General features: G+C 68.6%; 14 protein-coding genes and 1 pseudogene. 8 read left to right on the plus strand and 7 right to left on the minus strand.

Annotated elements, in window-relative coordinates:
- Window positions 1–79: 79 nt before the first annotated feature.
- Window positions 80–1,069 (minus strand): methylmalonyl Co-A mutase-associated GTPase MeaB, encoded by a 990-nt coding sequence (gene meaB, locus ABD301_RS03100; protein ID WP_344306941.1) that lies wholly within the window; start codon window positions 1,067–1,069, stop codon window positions 80–82.
- On the minus strand, window positions 1,070–2,260 hold the full coding sequence (locus ABD301_RS03105; protein ID WP_344306943.1) for an acetyl-CoA C-acetyltransferase: 1,191 nt from the start codon (window positions 2,258–2,260) through the stop codon (window positions 1,070–1,072).
- A gap of 98 nt (window positions 2,261–2,358) precedes the next feature.
- On the opposite strand from ABD301_RS03105, the gene mce reads away from it, so the two are divergent.
- The 4 genes from mce to ABD301_RS03125 all read left to right on the plus strand — a co-directional run bounded on the left by mce (window position 2,359) and on the right by ABD301_RS03125 (window position 7,094).
- Window positions 2,359–2,796, plus strand: a complete 438-nt coding sequence (gene mce, locus ABD301_RS03110) for a methylmalonyl-CoA epimerase (protein ID WP_344306945.1) — start codon at window positions 2,359–2,361, stop codon at window positions 2,794–2,796.
- Between the two features lie 88 nt (window positions 2,797–2,884).
- Window positions 2,885–4,216: a crotonyl-CoA carboxylase/reductase gene (ccrA, locus tag ABD301_RS03115; RefSeq protein ID WP_344306947.1), complete on the plus strand. Its 1,332-nt coding sequence runs from the start codon at window positions 2,885–2,887 to the stop codon at window positions 4,214–4,216.
- A gap of 173 nt (window positions 4,217–4,389) precedes the next feature.
- On the plus strand, window positions 4,390–5,742 hold the full coding sequence (locus tag ABD301_RS03120; protein ID WP_344306949.1) for a coiled-coil domain-containing protein: 1,353 nt from the start codon (window positions 4,390–4,392) through the stop codon (window positions 5,740–5,742).
- 146 nt (window positions 5,743–5,888) lie between these two features.
- Entirely contained in the window at window positions 5,889–7,094 is a 1,206-nt protein-coding gene (locus ABD301_RS03125; protein WP_344306951.1) for a coiled-coil domain-containing protein, read from the plus strand.
- Window positions 7,095–7,122: 28 nt separating this feature from the next.
- Here ABD301_RS03125 and ABD301_RS03130 read toward each other — a convergent pair whose 3' ends face one another.
- The 3 genes from ABD301_RS03130 to ABD301_RS03140 are packed head-to-tail and all read right to left on the minus strand — an operon-like array spanning window position 7,123 to window position 9,095.
- On the minus strand, window positions 7,123–7,902 hold the full coding sequence (locus ABD301_RS03130; RefSeq protein WP_344306953.1) for an alpha/beta fold hydrolase: 780 nt from the start codon (window positions 7,900–7,902) through the stop codon (window positions 7,123–7,125).
- Window positions 7,903–7,938: 36 nt separating this feature from the next.
- Entirely contained in the window at window positions 7,939–8,757 is an 819-nt protein-coding gene (locus tag ABD301_RS03135) for an alpha/beta hydrolase (protein ID WP_344306955.1), read from the minus strand.
- Window positions 8,758–8,780: 23 nt separating this feature from the next.
- On the minus strand, window positions 8,781–9,095 hold the full coding sequence (locus ABD301_RS03140) for a hypothetical protein (RefSeq protein WP_279579618.1): 315 nt from the start codon (window positions 9,093–9,095) through the stop codon (window positions 8,781–8,783).
- Between the two features lie 119 nt (window positions 9,096–9,214).
- Here ABD301_RS03140 and ABD301_RS03145 point away from each other — a divergent pair, with 119 nt between their 5' ends.
- Window positions 9,215–10,702 carry an aldehyde dehydrogenase family protein gene (locus ABD301_RS03145; RefSeq protein WP_344306958.1) on the plus strand — a complete coding sequence of 496 codons (1,488 nt, stop codon included), beginning with the start codon at window positions 9,215–9,217 and terminating at the stop codon, window positions 10,700–10,702.
- 102 nt (window positions 10,703–10,804) lie between these two features.
- On the opposite strand, the gene ABD301_RS03150 is transcribed toward ABD301_RS03145, so the two are convergent.
- Window positions 10,805–12,589 carry a 3-hydroxyacyl-CoA dehydrogenase family protein gene (locus ABD301_RS03150; protein WP_344306960.1) on the minus strand — a complete coding sequence of 595 codons (1,785 nt, stop codon included), beginning with the start codon at window positions 12,587–12,589 and terminating at the stop codon, window positions 10,805–10,807.
- A 103-nt stretch (window positions 12,590–12,692) separates the two neighbouring features.
- On the minus strand, window positions 12,693–13,358 hold the full coding sequence (nucS, locus tag ABD301_RS03155) for an endonuclease NucS (protein WP_163567445.1): 666 nt from the start codon (window positions 13,356–13,358) through the stop codon (window positions 12,693–12,695).
- 274 nt (window positions 13,359–13,632) lie between these two features.
- Here nucS and ABD301_RS03160 point away from each other — a divergent pair, with 274 nt between their 5' ends.
- The 3 genes and pseudogenes from ABD301_RS03160 to ABD301_RS03170 form a co-directional block, all read left to right on the plus strand.
- Window positions 13,633–14,295: a helix-turn-helix domain-containing protein gene (locus ABD301_RS03160; protein ID WP_344306963.1), complete on the plus strand. Its 663-nt coding sequence runs from the start codon at window positions 13,633–13,635 to the stop codon at window positions 14,293–14,295.
- Window positions 14,296–14,299: 4 nt separating this feature from the next.
- Window positions 14,300–14,725, plus strand: a complete 426-nt coding sequence (locus ABD301_RS03165; protein WP_163567443.1) for a thioesterase family protein — start codon at window positions 14,300–14,302, stop codon at window positions 14,723–14,725.
- A gap of 88 nt (window positions 14,726–14,813) precedes the next feature.
- Window positions 14,814–16,112: pseudogene (locus ABD301_RS03170) on the plus strand (NAD-binding protein); the annotation flags it as partial.
- Window positions 16,113–16,258: the final 146 nt, after the last annotated feature.

Below are 16,258 nucleotides of genomic sequence, written 5' to 3' on the forward strand. Positions count from 1 at the left end.
CCGCCCCCGTAACCCGATCGTGCTCTCGCCGTGAGGCAATCGTTATCCGGGATTACTCGCCCATGCGGACAAACGGGGATCACTCAGAGCTAAGGCCGTCGATGAGACGGTCGGCGCTGACGTACGGGTCCTGGCGGCCTTCGACGACGGCGGCGGCCAGCGAGCCGAGCGCCTGCTGGCCGCGCAGGTCACCCATCCGCTCGCGCAGCGTCTTGACGGCGATCGCCTCGATCTCAGCGGCGGCCCGGCGGAGCCGGCGGCGGTGGAGCTCGCCGCTCTCCTCCATCCAGGCGCGGTGCTTGTCAATGGCAGTCAGTACGTCGTCGATGCCCTTGCCCTCTGAAGCGACCGTCGACACAATCTCCGGCCGCCACGCGCCCGCCTCCGCATGCCGGCCGCCGAGCCGCAGCATCCCGTTCAGGTCGCGTACGACCTGGTCAGCGCCGTCCCGATCGGCCTTGTTCACCACGAAAATGTCGGCGATTTCCAGGATCCCGGCCTTCGCGGCCTGGATGCCGTCACCCATTCCGGGCGCCAGCAAAACCACGGTCGTGTCGGCGAGCGAGGCGACATCGACCTCCGCCTGGCCGACGCCGACCGTCTCCACCATGACCACATCGCAGCCGGCCGCGTCCAGCACCCGTACGGCTTGGGGCGTCGCCCACGACAGCCCGCCGAGGTGGCCACGGGACGCCATCGACCGGATGTAGACGCCACTGTCGGTGGCGTGGTCCTGCATGCGTACGCGATCACCGAGCAGCGCGCCGCCGGAGAACGGCGACGACGGGTCGACGGCCAGGACGCCGACCCGCTTGTCCTGCTTACGGATGGCCGCCACCAACGCGTTGGTGGACGTCGACTTGCCGACGCCGGGCGAGCCGGTCAGGCCCAACACCTGGGCCCGGCCGGTGTGCGGCGCCAGCGCGGCGGCGACCTCGCGCAGCGCCGGACTGTCGTCCTCGACCAGGCTGATCAGCCGCGCGACCGCCCGCGGATCGGCGTTCTGAGCCCGCTCCAGGACCTCCGCGAGTGGCGCGTCCCGGCGGAGCGGCTTTTGAGCTGTGGCCATTTACTTCTTGCTTGGTACGCGCAGAATCAAAGCGTCACCCTGGCCGCCGCCACCGCACAGCGCGGCCGCGCCGACTCCGCCGCCGCGGCGACGCAGTTCCAGGGCGAGGTGCAACGCGAGCCGAGCGCCGGACATCCCGATTGGGTGACCGAGCGCGATCGCGCCGCCGTTCACGTTGACCTTCTCCTCGTCGACTTCCAGGTCCGCCATGGACTGCAGCCCGACGGCCGCGAAAGCCTCGTTGATCTCGATCAGGTCGAGGTCACACACCGAGAGGCCCTCTTTGGACAGGGCGTGCTTGATGGCGTTCGACGGCTGCGACTGCAGCGAGTTGTCCGGGCCGGCGACATTTCCGTGGGCACCGATCTCGGCGATCCACTCCAGCCCCAGCTCTTGGGCTTTCGCTTTGCTGACAACGACAACCGCACAGGCGCCATCGGAGATCTGGGATGCCGTACCAGCCGTGATGGTGCCTTCCTTGCCAAAGGCTGGCCGCAGTCTCGCGAGTCCGTCGACGGTCGTGTCCGCGCGGATTCCTTCGTCAACGGCGAAAACGATCGGGTCGCCCTTGCGTTGCGGAATGCTGACCGGGGTGATTTCCGCTTCGAAGAGGCCGTCTTTCTGCGCACGCGCGGCCCGTTGGTGCGACCGCGCGGCAAAAGCGTCCTGGTCTTCCCGCTTGATGCCGAGTTTTTCGTTGTAGCGGTCGGTCGACTCGCCCATCGGGATGTGGTCGAAAGCGTCGGTGAGGCCGTCGTACGCCATCGCGTCGACCATCTCGATCGCGCCGTACTTGTAGCCCGAGCGCGACTTGGGCAGCAGGTGCGGCGCGTTCGTCATCGACTCCATGCCGCCGGCCACCACGATGTCGAACTCGCCGGCCCGGATCAGCTGGTCGGCCAACGCGATCGCGTCCAGCCCGGACAGGCAGACCTTGTTGATGGTCAGCGACGGCACCGTCATCGGGATGCCGGCGGCGACCGCGGCCTGCCGGGACGGGATCTGCCCGGCGCCGGCCTGCAGCACCTGACCCATGATCACGTACTGCACGGCCTCCGGCCCGATCCCGGACCGTTCCAGTGCCGCCTTGATCGCGATCCCGCCGAGCTCCGCGCCGGAGAAGTCCTTCAGCGAGCCGAGCAACCGGCCCATTGGCGTACGCGCACCCGCCACGATCACAGATCCCGCCATCGCGTCCTCCCGAACGGTCGTTAGGTGGCCCACCTTATGAGATGGCATGGCTCACAACATGCGGTCGTGACTGGATCCACATCACTTACTGTTGAGTAATGTTCACCGCCATAGATCATGTTGGTATCGCGGTCGCCGACTACCAGAACGGCATCGACTTCTACACCGGCACGTTCGGGATGACCGTGCTGCACGAGGAAGTCAATGAGGAGCAGGGCGTACGCGAGGCGATGCTCGCGCCCGGTTCGGATGCCTCCGGTACGCAGATCCAGCTGCTCGCGCCGCTGACGCTGGAGTCAACCATCGCGAAGTTCCTGGACCGCAACGGCCCCGGCATACAGCAGATCGCCTACCGCGTCACCGATGTCGCCGCGACCGCCGCCACCCTGCGCGAACGTGGGTTGCGACTGCTCTATGACGCGCCCAAGCGGGGCACGGCCGGGAGCCTGGTCAACTTCATTCACCCCAAGGACGCCGGCGGCATCCTCGTCGAGCTCGTCCAACCCGCCACGGACCACCAGACCGTGCCACAGTAAGCAGAGTGCGGCTTTTCACACCGTGCTGCACTGGATCGTTACTCGCCGGTAGGGTCCGGCATCACCTGCTGATTCGGGAGGTCAAGCGGTGAAGCAGATCCTCGACGCGATCATGGCCGGCGAGAACCAGGCGCTCGCGAACCTAGCGGTGCCGGAGTCGTACAAAGGCGTGGTCGTACGGGCGGATGAGGCGGACATGTTCGCCGACCAGCCCACCAAAGACAAGGACCCGCGCAAGTCGCTGCACGTCCAGGACGTGCCGACGCCCGAGCTCGGGCCGGGCGAGGCACTGGTGGCGGTGATGGCTAGCGCGATCAACTACAACACCGTCTGGACCTCGATTTTCGAGCCGGTATCGACGTTCTCGTTCCTCAAGCGATACGGGAAGCTGTCGCCGCTGACCGCCCGACACGACCTGCCCTACCAGGTGGTCGGATCGGACCTCGCCGGCGTGGTGCTGCGCACCGGTCCCGGCGTACACGTCTGGAAGCCCGGCGACGAGGTGGTCGCGCACTGCCTGTCGGTGGAGTTGGAGCATCCGGACGGCCACAACGACACGATGCTCGACCCGGAGCAGCGGATCTGGGGCTTTGAGACCAACTTCGGCGGGCTCGCCGAGATCGCGCTGGTCAAGGCGAACCAGCTGATGCCCAAGCCGGACCACCTGAGCTGGGAAGAGGCCGCCGCTCCGGGGTTGGTCAACTCGACCGCGTACCGGCAGCTCATCTCGACCAACGGCGCGAACACCAAGCTCGGCGACGTGGTGCTGATCTGGGGCGCCTCCGGCGGCCTCGGTTCGTACGCGACCCAGATGGCGTTGCAGGCCGGTACGACCCCGGTGTGCGTGGTGTCCAGCCCGGAGAAGGCGGAGATCTGCCGCCGGATGGGCGCCGAGCTGATCATCGACCGGAGCGCCGAGAAATACGAGTTCTGGTCGGACGAGCACACCCAGAATCCCAAGGAGTGGAAGCGGTTCGGCTCGCAGATCCGCGAGCTGACCGGCGGCGACGACCCGGACATCGTCTTCGAACATCCAGGCCGGGAGACCTTTGGCGCCAGTGTGTACGTGGCCCGCCGCGGCGGCACCATCGTGACGTGCGCCTCAACCTCGGGCTACCTGCACGAATTCGACAATCGCTATCTGTGGATGAATCTGAAAAGAATTGTCGGATCGCATTTCGCCAACTACCGGGAGGCGTGGGCGGCGAACCGGCTGATCCAGCGCGGGATCGTGCATCCGACGCTTTCGCGTACTTATGAAATGCGCGAAACGGGACAAGCTACCTATGACGTTCACAAGAACGTACATCATGGCAAAGTGGGCGTATTGACCCTCGCTCCAGAGCCTGGCCTGGGCATACGTAATAACGAACTACGTTCGAAACACTTACAGGAAATCATGCGCTTCCAGAATATTTGACCCTTTTCGCGGCCCACCGCCACAGGGCGACTTTGAGGGGTGAATACTACGGGTCTAGGGTGTGCTTCCTCACCTGTTCATGATCCCTGGGACCCGTAAGAGAAGGCCCGGCGGAGCATGCCGCGTGGGAAGCAGCTCAGGACCCGTCCACCGCCTCTGCGATAGTGAGCGACATGGCCTCCGACACCGACGTGCAGTTCTTCGACAACATCCAGAACGAGCCCGAGTTCGCGATCACGCTGCGCGGGTACGACCGCCAGCAGGTCACCGAGTACATGCGGCGGGCCTCCGTCGAACTCGGTCAGCATTCGGCCGCCCGGGCCGAAGCCGAGTCGCGGCTCAACGACGCCGGCAACCGCATCCGCGGCCTGGAAGACAAGCTCGGCACGCTGCAGCGCCGGGTCGCCGACCAGGAGCAGCAGCTCAAGGAGAACGCCAAGCCGTCGCTGTCCGGCCTTGGCACCCGGGTCGAGCAGATGCTCCGGCTGGCCGAGGAACAGGCCACCGAGCACACCGAAGAGGCGAAGAAGGTCGCCGCCGAGACGCTCTCCAACGCGCGGGCCTCCGCCCGTGAGATGACCGAGAAGGCCCGCCAGGAGGCCAAAGCGGTCAAGGAGGGCGCCGAGCGCGAGGTCTCCGGTACGCGTGAGGTCGCCGAGCGGGAGGCCGCCGAGCTGACCGCCCGGGCCGAGCGGGAGGCGGCGCTGCTGCGCGCCAACGCCGAGCGCGAGACCACCCAGCTGCGCAAGACCACCGACCACCAGGTCGCCGAGCAGAAGGGCACCATCGAGCGCGAGGTGTCCCAGCTGCGGGCCACCGTCGAGCGCGAGGTCACCCAGCTGCGCGGCAAGGCCACCCAGGAGACCGAGCAGCTGCGCAACGCCGCTCGCAAGGAGATCGACCAGCTTCGCGCCGCCGCCCAGGCCGCGGCCGCCAACCTGCGCGCCGAGGCCGAGCGCGAGTCGGCTGAGAAACGGTCCATCGCCGAGCGGCTGCTGGCCGAGGCCAGCCAGAAGCGCGACACCGACCTGCGCAGCCTGGAGCTGGACCTCGCCGAGCGGCGCGAGCGGGCCGAGCAGCAGCAGTCCGAGCGGCACGCGGCCTCGGTCGCGGGCAACCAGAAGCTGATCAGCGAGGCCGAAGAGCGCGCTCAGGCGGCCGACGCCCGCGCCCGCGAGATCGAGGTGGCCGCCGAGGCCCGCCGCAAGGACTCCGAGCAGCAGGCCCGGGCCACCGTGGAGAAGGCCAAGGCGTTCGCGTCCAAGACCACCTCCGAGGCCCGCTCGGAAGCGGACCGGCTGCTGGCCGACTCCCGGTCGCAGGCCGAGCAGCTGACCAGCGACACCAAACGGCAGGTCGAGGACCTGATCAAGCAGCGGGACGCGATCACCGGTCAGCTGGGTCAGCTCCGCGAGATGCTCGCCGGCCTGGTCGGCGGCGGCGCGGCGGCGGCCCCCAAGCTCGCCGCGGTCGACTCGGTGATCTCCGACGCCAAGGGCGGCCGGCCGTCCCCGTCGCCGAGCTAATCACCGCCGTACGATAAATCCGGGTGGCCGCGACGCGCGGTCACCCGGATTTTTTTATTCATTTTTTTTCCTTGCTGAGTACGGAAATCCGCTAACACAACGGAGGGCGGGCGGCATCGGGCCCGGGTTCATGTGAGTATGGGGGCATGTCCACGCAGAGCCATGGCACTGGCGATGTATTTCGCCTTTCCGGCGCCGCCCCGGTCGATTTCGAGCGGGTGCTGCGCGGATACGACCCCCGGCAGGTCAACGCGTTCATAGCTGACCTGGATCGCGGCGTCGCGGCCCTCGCGGCCGAGCGCGACAACGCCCTGGCACAGATGGAAAGACTCGCGGCGCAAACCCAGCAGGCCAAGGTCGAGGCGCTGAACTGGCGCCGGCACGCGGCCGCCGGCAGTGGCGAAGTGTCGTACGCGAGCCTCGGGGTGAGGGTCGAACAGATCCTGCAGCTGGCCGCGGACGACGCGGCCGAGAAGATCGCCCACGCACAGCGGATCGAGGATGGTTCCCAGGCCCGCGCCGATGAGGTTATCGGCGCCGCTCAGCGGCGTGCCGACGCGGCCGAGCAGGACTACCAGGCCACTCTTGCCGCCAAGCGCACCGAGGCCGAGCGGGAGCTGGCCGAACGGCAGCGGGCCGTCGAGCAGGAATGCCGTGATGCCCTGGAGCGGGCCCGCAAAGCGGAGTCCGATGCCGCCGGGCAGGCCAAGGCCACCGTCTCCGAAGCCGAGGCCCGGGCCGCCGCTCTGACCAGCGAGACCGAGCAGAGCGCGACAGCCCTGCGCAAGGACACCGAGGAATATGCGGCGAAGATCCGGCACGAGGCCGAGGTCTACGCCAACCGTCTTCGCCGCGACGCCGAAGCGCACGCCGCCACCCTCATCTCCGCCGGCCGCCGGGACGGCGAACGCGCCGCCGCCGAAGCTCAGACCGCTGCCGACAAGCTCCGTACGGCCGCCGCTGTCGACGGCGAGCAATACCGTACGACCGCCCGCCAGGAAGCCAACCGCCTCGTGGAAACGGCCCGCACCGAAGCCAACCGCCTCACCACCGTCGCCCGGGCCGAGGTCGACACCCTCACCGCCCGCCGCGACGCCGTCACCCGTGAGCTCGCCGAGATGACCGCATCCATGAACGTGTTGGGCGCCAGCATCCCGCAGGACCTCCTCGACCTCACCGAGGCCACCGCGGACCCGCCGGCCGCCGCCCCCGCCAGCACGGCCTCGGCGCCTGCGGCCCCAGCCGCCGCCCCAGCCGCCGCCCCAGAGCCGCCGCCCGCCAACGCACCGGCCGCTTCCGACGCGCCGCCGGCCGGCATTGCGGCGGCCCGCCTGAACCAGAAATCATCGTGACGTACTTTCTAACCCCACCAACAAAAACTCACGTCAGGCCGGCGACGAAGTCTCGTACGGCCGCGTTGAACGCGCGCGGGTCCTCCATCGCCGACAGGTGACCAGCGGCCATCAGCCGCGCCATCGTCACCTTCGGCAGCGCGTCCGCCATCGCCTCGGCGTCCGCGACCGAAGCGATCTGGTCCTCGTCGCCGACGATGACCAGTGCCGGCACCCGCGCCGACTCCAGCAACTCGATGGAGTCAGGCCGGGCCGCCATCGCGCGCGCTGCCCAGGCCACCCCGGACGGGGTGGCGTCGCCGATCAGGCCCCGCACCTCGGCCACCACCTCGGGCCGATGGTCTTTGGTGGAACGGCCCAACAAAGTCGGCAGCACCTGGTCGTACAAGGCCTCCACGGTGCCGGACTCGACCACCGTGGACGCGAGCCGTTCCCGGTTCGCGCGGGCCTGCGCGGTGTCCGCGGTGGCCTTGGTGTCGGCGAGCACCAGGGCGGCGATCCGCTGCGGGTATTTGCGCAGCATGGCCATCGCCACATAGCCGCCCATCGACAGCCCACCCAGCACCACCGAGCCGAGATCGAGCCGGTCCAGCAACGCGAAAACGTCGTCGGCCATCGCCTCCAGCGCCGGCTCGTCCGCGCCGGCCGGCGAGCGACCGAAGCCGCGCAGGTCCGGGGTGATGACCCGGCACGAATCGGACAGCGTGGCCCGCTGGTTCGCCCACATCCGCCCAGAAAGCGGGAAGGCGTGCAGCAGTACGAGGGGGATTCCCTCGCCGCTGTCCTGAAAATGCAGCGCGACCGTCATGCCCGCAAATCTACCGGTCCACGACTGGCGGCAGGCCTACGACCTGTCCTCTGTGGACTGACCGAGCACCGGTATGTCCGCGAACGCGGCGACCGTCCGGTCGGCGTACGCCCGCGCGTCGCCCATCTCGTACGGGCCGTCCCATTCGGTTGGCAGCGGCCCGACTCCCGGAGCGATCCGCTGGACGATCTCGTCCAGGACCCGCTCGGCGTGACCGACCATCAGGTGCCGCGCCTTGGCCACCGGCACCACCTCGGCCTGCGGTATCGCCGCGAACCGCCGCACCGCCTCCGCGGGCCGCAGGTAGTCGTCGAACTCCGGCACCAGCGCGGTCACCGGCTTGCCGGAATCGGCCCAGCGCAACAGATCCGCGTCACCAGCGAACCGAAGCGGCGGCGAGATCAGGATCGCGCCGACCACCGCCGGGTCACAGCCGTAGAGCAGGGCCAGGTCCGTGCCGAACGACCAGCCGACCAGCCACGGCGCTGGCAGCTCGTGGAAGTCCACATATTCCAGGGCGGCGGCCACATCGAACCGCTCGGCCATGCCGTCGCCGGTCGGATCGCCGTCAAAGCTGCCCTCGCTCGTACCTCTCAAGGACCACGTGCCGCGGGTGTTGAACCGCAGCACCGCCAGCCCGGCCAGCGCCGGCAGCCGCCAGGCCGCCTTCCGGTAGAGATGGCCGTCCATCATGCCGCCATGCGTGGGCAGCTGGTGCAGGCAGACCATCGTCGCCACCGGCGGCCGGTCCACCGGCACCGCGATCTCCCCGACCAGCGTCAGCCCGTCGGCCGTCTGCAGCTCGATGTCCGTACGGGTCGCCGGCAGAATCGTGTTCGCCCTGATGCTCACCACTCCCCCATCCTGCCAGCCTTGGCTCAGCCATAGCGGGGGGCGTTGCGGGTCCGGTCGACCGGCGGCTGCCGGGTCGTCCGGTGTTGCCAGCAGGGCCGATGCCAGTGATGTCGGTCCTCGGGGCCGTCCACCGCGGTGTGGCCGCCGTCCGCCGGCCACGTCACCAGGTGCCCTTGGCCGGGGCGGATCTCCTGGTTGCAGCCGGGGCAGCGGTACGCCTTCGTGGACCGGCCACCGTCGATTGGCCGGACCACCCACGCGCCATCGTCGGCGTCCTCCACCGGATCCGTCCGCAACGGCCGGACCGGCGGCGCCGTACGCTGCCTCCGCCTTCCCATGTTCCCAGTATCCAACGTCCGCGAAAGCCGGTGCGGTTTGGACGTACTGAATCGATGCGTACAGGTCATCTCGCCGTCGACCCTCGGCAATCCGTACCCACGAGTAATAAGCTGCTGACATGACAGTCACCGAGCCCGCCGCGGCCATTGCCGAGACCTTCGACTCGCTCAACCCGGCAACCGGCGAGGTCGTCGGTACGCACCGGATCTTCACCGACGCCGAGGTCAACGAGACCGTCCAACGCGGCCGTAAAGCCGCCGCCTGGTGGGCCGAGCTCGGTTTCGCCGATCGCGGCAAGATCCTGCGCGGCTGGCGGTCCGCACTCGTGCGGCGGTCCGCCGAGCTGGCCGACCTGATGCATCAGGAAAACGGCAAGCCGCACGCCGACGCGATGATCGAGATCGTGCTCGCCGCCGACCACCTCGACTGGGCCAGCAAGCACGCCCGCAAGGTGCTCGGCCGGCGCCGAGTCTCGTCCGGGATGCTCATGATCAACCAGACCGCCTCGGTGGAATACCAGCCACTGGGCGTGGTCGGCGTGATCGGCCCGTGGAACTACCCGGTGTTCACGCCGGCCGGCTCGATTGTGTACGCGCTCGCCGCCGGCAACGCGGTCGTCTTCAAGCCCAGCGAATACACCCCCGGCATCGGTCAGTGGCTCGCTGACAGCTTCCGCGAGGTGGCCGGCGACCTGCCGCTTTTCCAGGTCATCACCGGCCTTGGCGCGACCGGCAACGCGCTCTGCCGGTCCGGCGTGGACAAACTCGCCTTCACCGGCTCGGCCGCGACCGGCAAGAAGGTGATGGCCGCGTGCGCCGAGAACCTCACGCCGGTGGTCATCGAGGCCGGCGGCAAGGATGCGCTGCTGGTCGACGAGGACGCCAACCTCGACGCGGCCGCCGACGCGGCGGTCTGGGGCGGCATGAGCAACGCCGGCCAGACCTGCGTCGGCGTCGAGCGGGTGTACGTGCATGAGCGGGTCTACGACCAGTTCCTGGACAAGGTCGTCACGCTCGCCAAGGACCTGAAGGCCGGCGAGGGCGAGCCGATCGGCCCCATCACCATGCCGTCCCAGCTCAAGGTCATCCGCCGGCACATCGCGGACGCCATCGAGCACGGCGGCCGCGCGGTGGTCGGCGGCCTCGACGCGGTCGGCGACCGGTACGTCCAACCCACCGTGCTGGTCGACGTGCCGGAGGAATCCGCGGCCGTCCGCGAAGAGACCTTCGGGCCCACGCTGACCATCGCGAAGGTGCCCGACATGGAGGACGCCCTACGCCGGGCGAACGCCACCAACTACGGCCTCGGCGGCGCGGTCTTCTCCCGGGCCCGCGGCCTGGAACTGGCCCGCCGGCTGCGCTCCGGGATGACCTCGGTGAACGGTGTCATCACCTTCGCCGGCGTGCCGTCGCTGCCGTTCGGCGGCATCGGTGAATCCGGCTTCGGCCGCATCCACGGCCCGGACGGCATGCGCGAGTTCGCCCGCCCGAAGGCGATCACCCAGCAACGTTTCACCAGTCCGGTGCGTACGACCACCTTCACCCGCCGCCCCTCCGACGACCGCCAGCTCGTTCGGATGGCCCGGCTCCTCTACGGCCGCCGCTAGGTGTCGAAGTTGTTGATCTTGTTCACTTTGCCTACCCGAAAAGGACAATTCAGTCCTATGTCCGTTTTGGGTAGGCAAAGTGAACAAGATCAACAACGAATCTCACGCGCGCGGTGCGTACGTCCGAAAGCCCCGGCCAGCCTTGCGGCCGACATAGCCGGCGGTGACGAGGTGTTCCAGCAGCGGGGTGGGCGCGAAGCCGGGCTCCCGGAACTCCAGGTAGAGCTCCCGCTCGATGGCCAACGACACGTCGAGGCCGACCACGTCCAGCAGCTCGAATGGCCCCATCGGATAGCCACAGCCGACCTTCATGGCCGCGTCGATGTCGTCGGCGGAGGCGTAGTTGGCCTCCAGCATCTTGACGGCATCGTTGAGATAGGGGAAAAGCAGCGCGTTGACGATGAATCCGGAGCGATCCCGGCAGACCACCGGGTGCTTGTCCAGCTTCGAGGTGACCGCCCGCGCGGTGGCCAGTGTCTGCGGTGACGTGGACACAGTGTGCACGACCTCAACCAGCTTCATCACCGGCGCCGGGTTGAAGAAATGCAGACCGACCACATCGGACGGACGGCTGGTCGCCTGCGCACATTCGATGACCGGCAACGAGGAAGTGGTCGTCGCAAGGATCGCGCCGGGCTTGCAGATCTCGTCGAAGTTCTCGAAAAGCGCCTGTTTGACGGCCAGCTCCTCGACCACCGCCTCGACCACCAGGTCCACTGTGGACAGATCGTCCAGCTTGGTCGAGCCGCGCAACCGCCGCAGGGTGGCGACCCGGTCGGCGTCTTCCAGTTTCCCGCGCTGCACGGCCTTTTCCAGTGACCGCTCGATGGTGGCCTGTACTTTCGCCACCTTTTCCGCAGCCCTGGTCACAAAAGTGACGTCATAGCCAGCCTTGGCGAAGACCTCGATGATCCCGCAGGCCATCGTGCCGGACCCGACCACGCCGACGGTCTGGACGTTTTTGGCCGCGCCGTTGACTTTCGTGTCGTCCGGCGTCTCGTGATCGGCGACCAGCCTGGGCGAACCAGGCTTGTCGTACGTATAAAAGCCACGGCCGGTCTTGCGGCCGAGCTGGCCGGCGGTGACCATCTGCTTGATCAGCGGAGCGGGCGCGTGCAACCGGTCGCGGCCCTGTTTGTACATCGTGTCAAGGATTTCGTACGCGGTGTCGACACCAATCAGGTCCATCAGCGCGAGCGGCCCCATCGGCAGCCCACAGCCGAGCTTCATCGCCGCGTCGATGTCCTCACGGGACGCATAGCGGGACTCGTAGAAGCTCACCGCGTGGTTCAGATAGCCGAAAAGCAAGGCGTTGGCGATGAACCCGGCCTTGTCGCCAATCGTCACGTCGACCTTGCCGAGCTGCCGGGCGAGGCCCTCGATGTCGTCGACGACCTGCTGGTCGGTGACGACCGTACGAACGACCTCGATCAGCTTCATCACCGGCGCGGGGTTGAAGAAATGCATGCCGATGACCCGGCTGGGGCGCGAAGTGGCCACCGAGATCTCGGTCACCGACAACGAAGAGGTATTGGTCGCCATGATGACGTCGTCGTTGCAGACCTTGTCCAACTGCGCGAAAATCTGCTGCTTGAGCTCCAGGTGCTCGGGCACCGCCTCGATCACCAGGTCGACATCGGCGAGGTCGGACAGGCTGGTGCTGAACGAAACCCGGCCGAGCAGCGCGGTCTGCTCGGCGGTCTCCAACTTGCCGCGGTCGACCGCGCGCTGCGTCGAGGCGGCCAGGATCTGCCGACCGTGCTCCTTGGCGTCCTCGCTGGCCTCGACCCCGATCACCGACAACCCGGCCCGGGCGAAGACCTCGGCGATGCCGGCCCCCATCGTGCCCAGGCCCACCACACCGACCGTGGAGAACTCCCGCGTCATCACGCCTCCCGCACTCGCCAACTGACTGACCGTGAGTCTGTCATGTGGCCGGGAACTCTGCGGGTGGCATTCCCCACGCCCGCCGCACCCACGAGGTGAGACGTCAAAAGAGGCGGGCCGAAGGGTCGTCGGCGCCGCGGAGGGCGTCGTAGTCGACGGTGACGCAGTCGATGCCGCGGTCGACGGCGAGCGTACGCGCCTGGGGCTTGATGACCTGGGCCGCGAAGACGCCTCGTACGGGGGCCAGCAGGGTGTCCCGGTTGAGCAGCTCAAGATATCGGGTGAGCTGCTCGACGCCGTCGATCTCGCCGCGCCGCTTGACCTCGACGGCCACGTGTACGCCGTCGGCGTCGCGGCACATCAGGTCGACCGGGCCGATCGGCGTCGGGTATTCGCGGCGGACCAGCCGCCAGCCGGTGCCGAAGGTTTCCACGTGTTCGGCGAGCAGTTCCTGCAGGTGCGCCTCGACGCCGTCCTTCTGCAGGCCCGGATCGACACCGAGGTCATACGCCCATTCATGCAGCACCTCGTCGAAGGTGATGATCAGCTTCTCGTCGGCCTTGTTCACCACCCGCCAGACGCCGGCCTGCGGGTCCTCTTCGAGCCGGCAGGGCGGGGACATCCAGTTCAGGGGCTTGTACGAGCCACCGTCCGAATGCACCAGCACGGAGCCGTCGGCCTTGACCATCAGCAGCCGCTCGGCCATCGGCAAGTGGGCGGTCAACCGGCCGACGTAGTCGACGGAACAACGAGCTATCACCAGGCGCACGAGACGCCACGCTAGTGCACGCGGCCTGTCCAGGGAAAAACCCACAGCCCACGGCCGTGTCGCCACGCTACGGTTTGGGTTGTGACCGTCTTCGCCGCGTCCGCCGGAGTCTGAGACCGCATGCCGTCGCCATTGCGTACGGGCGTGCTCGCCGGGCCTTATGGACGGTCGACTTTCTATGTCGAGAAGCCTCCACAGGCCCGTCTGGCGGCCGTCGTCGCCGGCACCTGGCATGGCCGGGCCGGCTGGCGGCGGGAGCTGCGGGTGCTGCCCGATGGGCTGCACCGAGCTGGTGTGGAACGGCCGGTTGTGGGTGGTGGGGGCGATCAGCGCGGCGGTACGCGAGCCGGTCAGCCCGGAGGTCGAGAGCGTGGGTCTGCGGCTGCGGCCGGGCGTGGCCGGCACGATCCTGGACCTCCCGGCGGACCAACTGCCCGGCCGGCTCACGCCGTTGGAGACGCTCTGGGGTGCTGCCGCCGTACGACTCGAGGAACGGCTGGCCAGTTGCGCGACCGCGGACGCCCGCCGGCAAGTCCTGGAAGACATCGTCGTAGGCCGGCTGGCCGACCGGGAGCCGGATCGCACCACGATGGCCGCGGCGGCGCTGGTCGGATCGTCCGCGGAGGTGGCGGATCAGGTCGGGCTGAGCGAGCGCCAGCTCCGGCGCAGGTTCAGTGAACAGGTCGGCTTCGGACCCAAGACACTGCAGCGGGTGCTGCGCTTCCAGCGGTTCGTCCGGCGGCTGCCGGAGCTGGCCGCCGGCGGATCGCTGGCGGCCGTCGCCGTCGAGGCCGGCTATGCCGACCAGTCGCACCTGGGCCGCGAGTGCCTGGAGCTGTCCGGGTCGTCGCCGCGATCGCTGGTCCGACGGTGGGCCGCACAGCGTGAAGTCGGCCGAAATCTTCCAGACCGGCGAAGGATCCGCCCGGCAGGCTGAGGCCATGCAGCCAACGGGAAATCCGGTCCGAATGGCCGTTCGGGTCTTCGACCTCGACACCAACGGGCACGTCCGGGGACCGATCTACCTGGAGTTCGCCGATCACGCGCGCTGGGAGTGCGTACGCGCCGCCGGCATCTCCCTCGACGACCTCGCGGCCGCCGGGTTCGGGCCGGTCAACCTGGAGACGACTATCAAGTTCCACCGCGAGCTGCGGCCCGGCGACGAGGTGCTGATCACCACCGAATTCCTTTATGGAGAAGGGAAGACCAGTCGCGTACGACAGGAAATGCACCGCCTCGACGGCACTCTCGTCGCCGAGGTGACCAGCGTCAGCGGACTGCTCGACCGGACCACTCGCCGGCTCGTCGCGAACCCGGCCGCACACTGGCGCCAGTACGCGAAAGCTCCCGAACACCTCGGCCTTTAAAGGCCTTTAAAGGCCTTTAAAGGCCTGAGGCGTCGGCGGCGGACGCTACGATCCGGCCGTGACCAGCAGCCGCCCGCAGCCACCGCGGATGGTGGTGTGTGGCGACGACACGCTGCTCGTACGGCTGCTGGAAGAGCTCGCGATGCTCGACGAGCGGGCCATCGCGGTGGTGCCGGACGGCAATCCCGAAGTCGTTCGGCTGGTGACCGAGTTGGGTGTCGAGGTGGTGATCGGATCGCCGACGGACGCCGGCACGCTGCTGTCCGCCGGCATCGAGCGCGCACGAGCGCTCGCGCTGGTCGGTGAGGGCGACGAGAAAAACGTGCACGCGGCGCTGGTCGCGGCCGAGCTGAACCCGAAACTTCGGTTGGTCGTACGAATGTTCAACCTCCGGCTCGGACAGCGGATAGACGACCTCTTCGACGACTGCACCGTGTTGTCCGCGTCCGCGATCGCCGCACCCTCCTTCGTGGAGGCGGCCCTGGGCGACGGCCACGGCCGTTCGATCCCGGCCGGCGGGCGTACCTTCGCCGCCGGCGCTCCGTCCACAGTGGACGACGTGGTGGTGCCGTTGGCGAGGTATCGGGACGACGGCGAGATCAGCCTGCTGCCCAAGTCCGCCAATGACGCGTTTTTGGTGCTGGGCACGCCTTCGGAGTCCATCCTGCGTACGGTGGTGGCCGCCGCCACGTCGCACCGCGGACCGGTGCGCCGGCGACTGCGCGAATGGGCTCGATTTCTCGGCCAGCTGACCGACCAGCGGCTGCGGCTCGCGCTGGCGAGCCTGACGCTGGTGGTGGTTCTCGCGACCGCGCTCTTCAAGTTCGCGCTGCGGCTGGAGTGGGTGCAGGCGCTGTATTTCACCGTCACCACGGTCACCACCACCGGCTACGGCGACATCAACCTGGCGGCGGCGCCGCCCTGGGTGCAGCTGGCCGGCGTGGTCGTGATGATCATGGGCGTGCTGGTCGTCGCGCTGCTGACCGCCGCGGTGGTCGACAATCTGGTCGGCGCCCGGCTCGTACGCGCCCTCGGCCCGCCGGTCGGCAAGCCGCACGACCACATCGTGGTGTGCGGGATGGGCACTGTCGGGCTGCGCGTCTGCGAACAGCTCCGCGCCGCCGGTGCGGAGGTCGTGGGCATCGAACAGGACCCGTCACCCGCACTTATGGCCGCCGCCCGCCGCCTCGAAGTGCCGTTGGTCGCCGGCGACGCGAGCGACGCCAGCACCCTCGCCTCGGCCGGCGCCGGCAAGGCCCGCTGCGTCGTCGCGGTCACCGACGACGACGTCGTCAACCTCGAAGCCGGCCTCACCGCCCGCGCGCTCCAGCCAGACACCCGCGTCGTCCTGCGCCTCTTCGACCCCGACCTGGCCGACCGCGTCGACCGTCGCCTCGGCCTGTCCGTCTCCCGCTCCGTCTCGTACGCCGCCGCCCCGGTCTTCGCCGCCGCCATGATGGGCCGCCAGGTCCTGGCCGCCATCCCCGCCGGCCGCCGAGTCCTGCTCGTAGCCGCCGTCCCCATCGGCGCCCG

Source organism: Fodinicola feengrottensis (assembly GCF_039530045.1).
Taxonomy (GTDB): Bacteria; Actinomycetota; Actinomycetes; order Mycobacteriales; family HKI-0501; genus Fodinicola; species Fodinicola feengrottensis.

Bases quoted from the DNA above. Each gene is read 5' to 3' on its own strand.
- meaB (WP_344306941.1), bottom strand. From the start codon at position 1,069: ATGGCCACAGCTCAAAAGCCGCTCCGCCGGGACGCGCCACTCGCGGAG.
- ABD301_RS03105 (WP_344306943.1), bottom strand. From the start codon at position 2,260: ATGGCGGGATCTGTGATCGTGGCGGGTGCGCGTACGCCAATGGGCCGG.
- mce (WP_344306945.1), top strand. From the start codon at position 2,359: ATGTTCACCGCCATAGATCATGTTGGTATCGCGGTCGCCGACTACCAG.
- ABD301_RS03120 (WP_344306949.1), top strand. From the start codon at position 4,390: ATGGCCTCCGACACCGACGTGCAGTTCTTCGACAACATCCAGAACGAG.
- ABD301_RS03125 (WP_344306951.1), top strand. From the start codon at position 5,889: ATGTCCACGCAGAGCCATGGCACTGGCGATGTATTTCGCCTTTCCGGC.
- ABD301_RS03130 (WP_344306953.1), bottom strand. From the start codon at position 7,902: ATGACGGTCGCGCTGCATTTTCAGGACAGCGGCGAGGGAATCCCCCTC.
- ABD301_RS03140 (WP_279579618.1), bottom strand. From the start codon at position 9,095: ATGGGAAGGCGGAGGCAGCGTACGGCGCCGCCGGTCCGGCCGTTGCGG.
- ABD301_RS03145 (WP_344306958.1), top strand. From the start codon at position 9,215: ATGACAGTCACCGAGCCCGCCGCGGCCATTGCCGAGACCTTCGACTCG.
- ABD301_RS03150 (WP_344306960.1), bottom strand. From the start codon at position 12,589: ATGACGCGGGAGTTCTCCACGGTCGGTGTGGTGGGCCTGGGCACGATG.
- ABD301_RS03160 (WP_344306963.1), top strand. From the start codon at position 13,633: ATGGGCTGCACCGAGCTGGTGTGGAACGGCCGGTTGTGGGTGGTGGGG.
- ABD301_RS03165 (WP_163567443.1), top strand. From the start codon at position 14,300: ATGCAGCCAACGGGAAATCCGGTCCGAATGGCCGTTCGGGTCTTCGAC.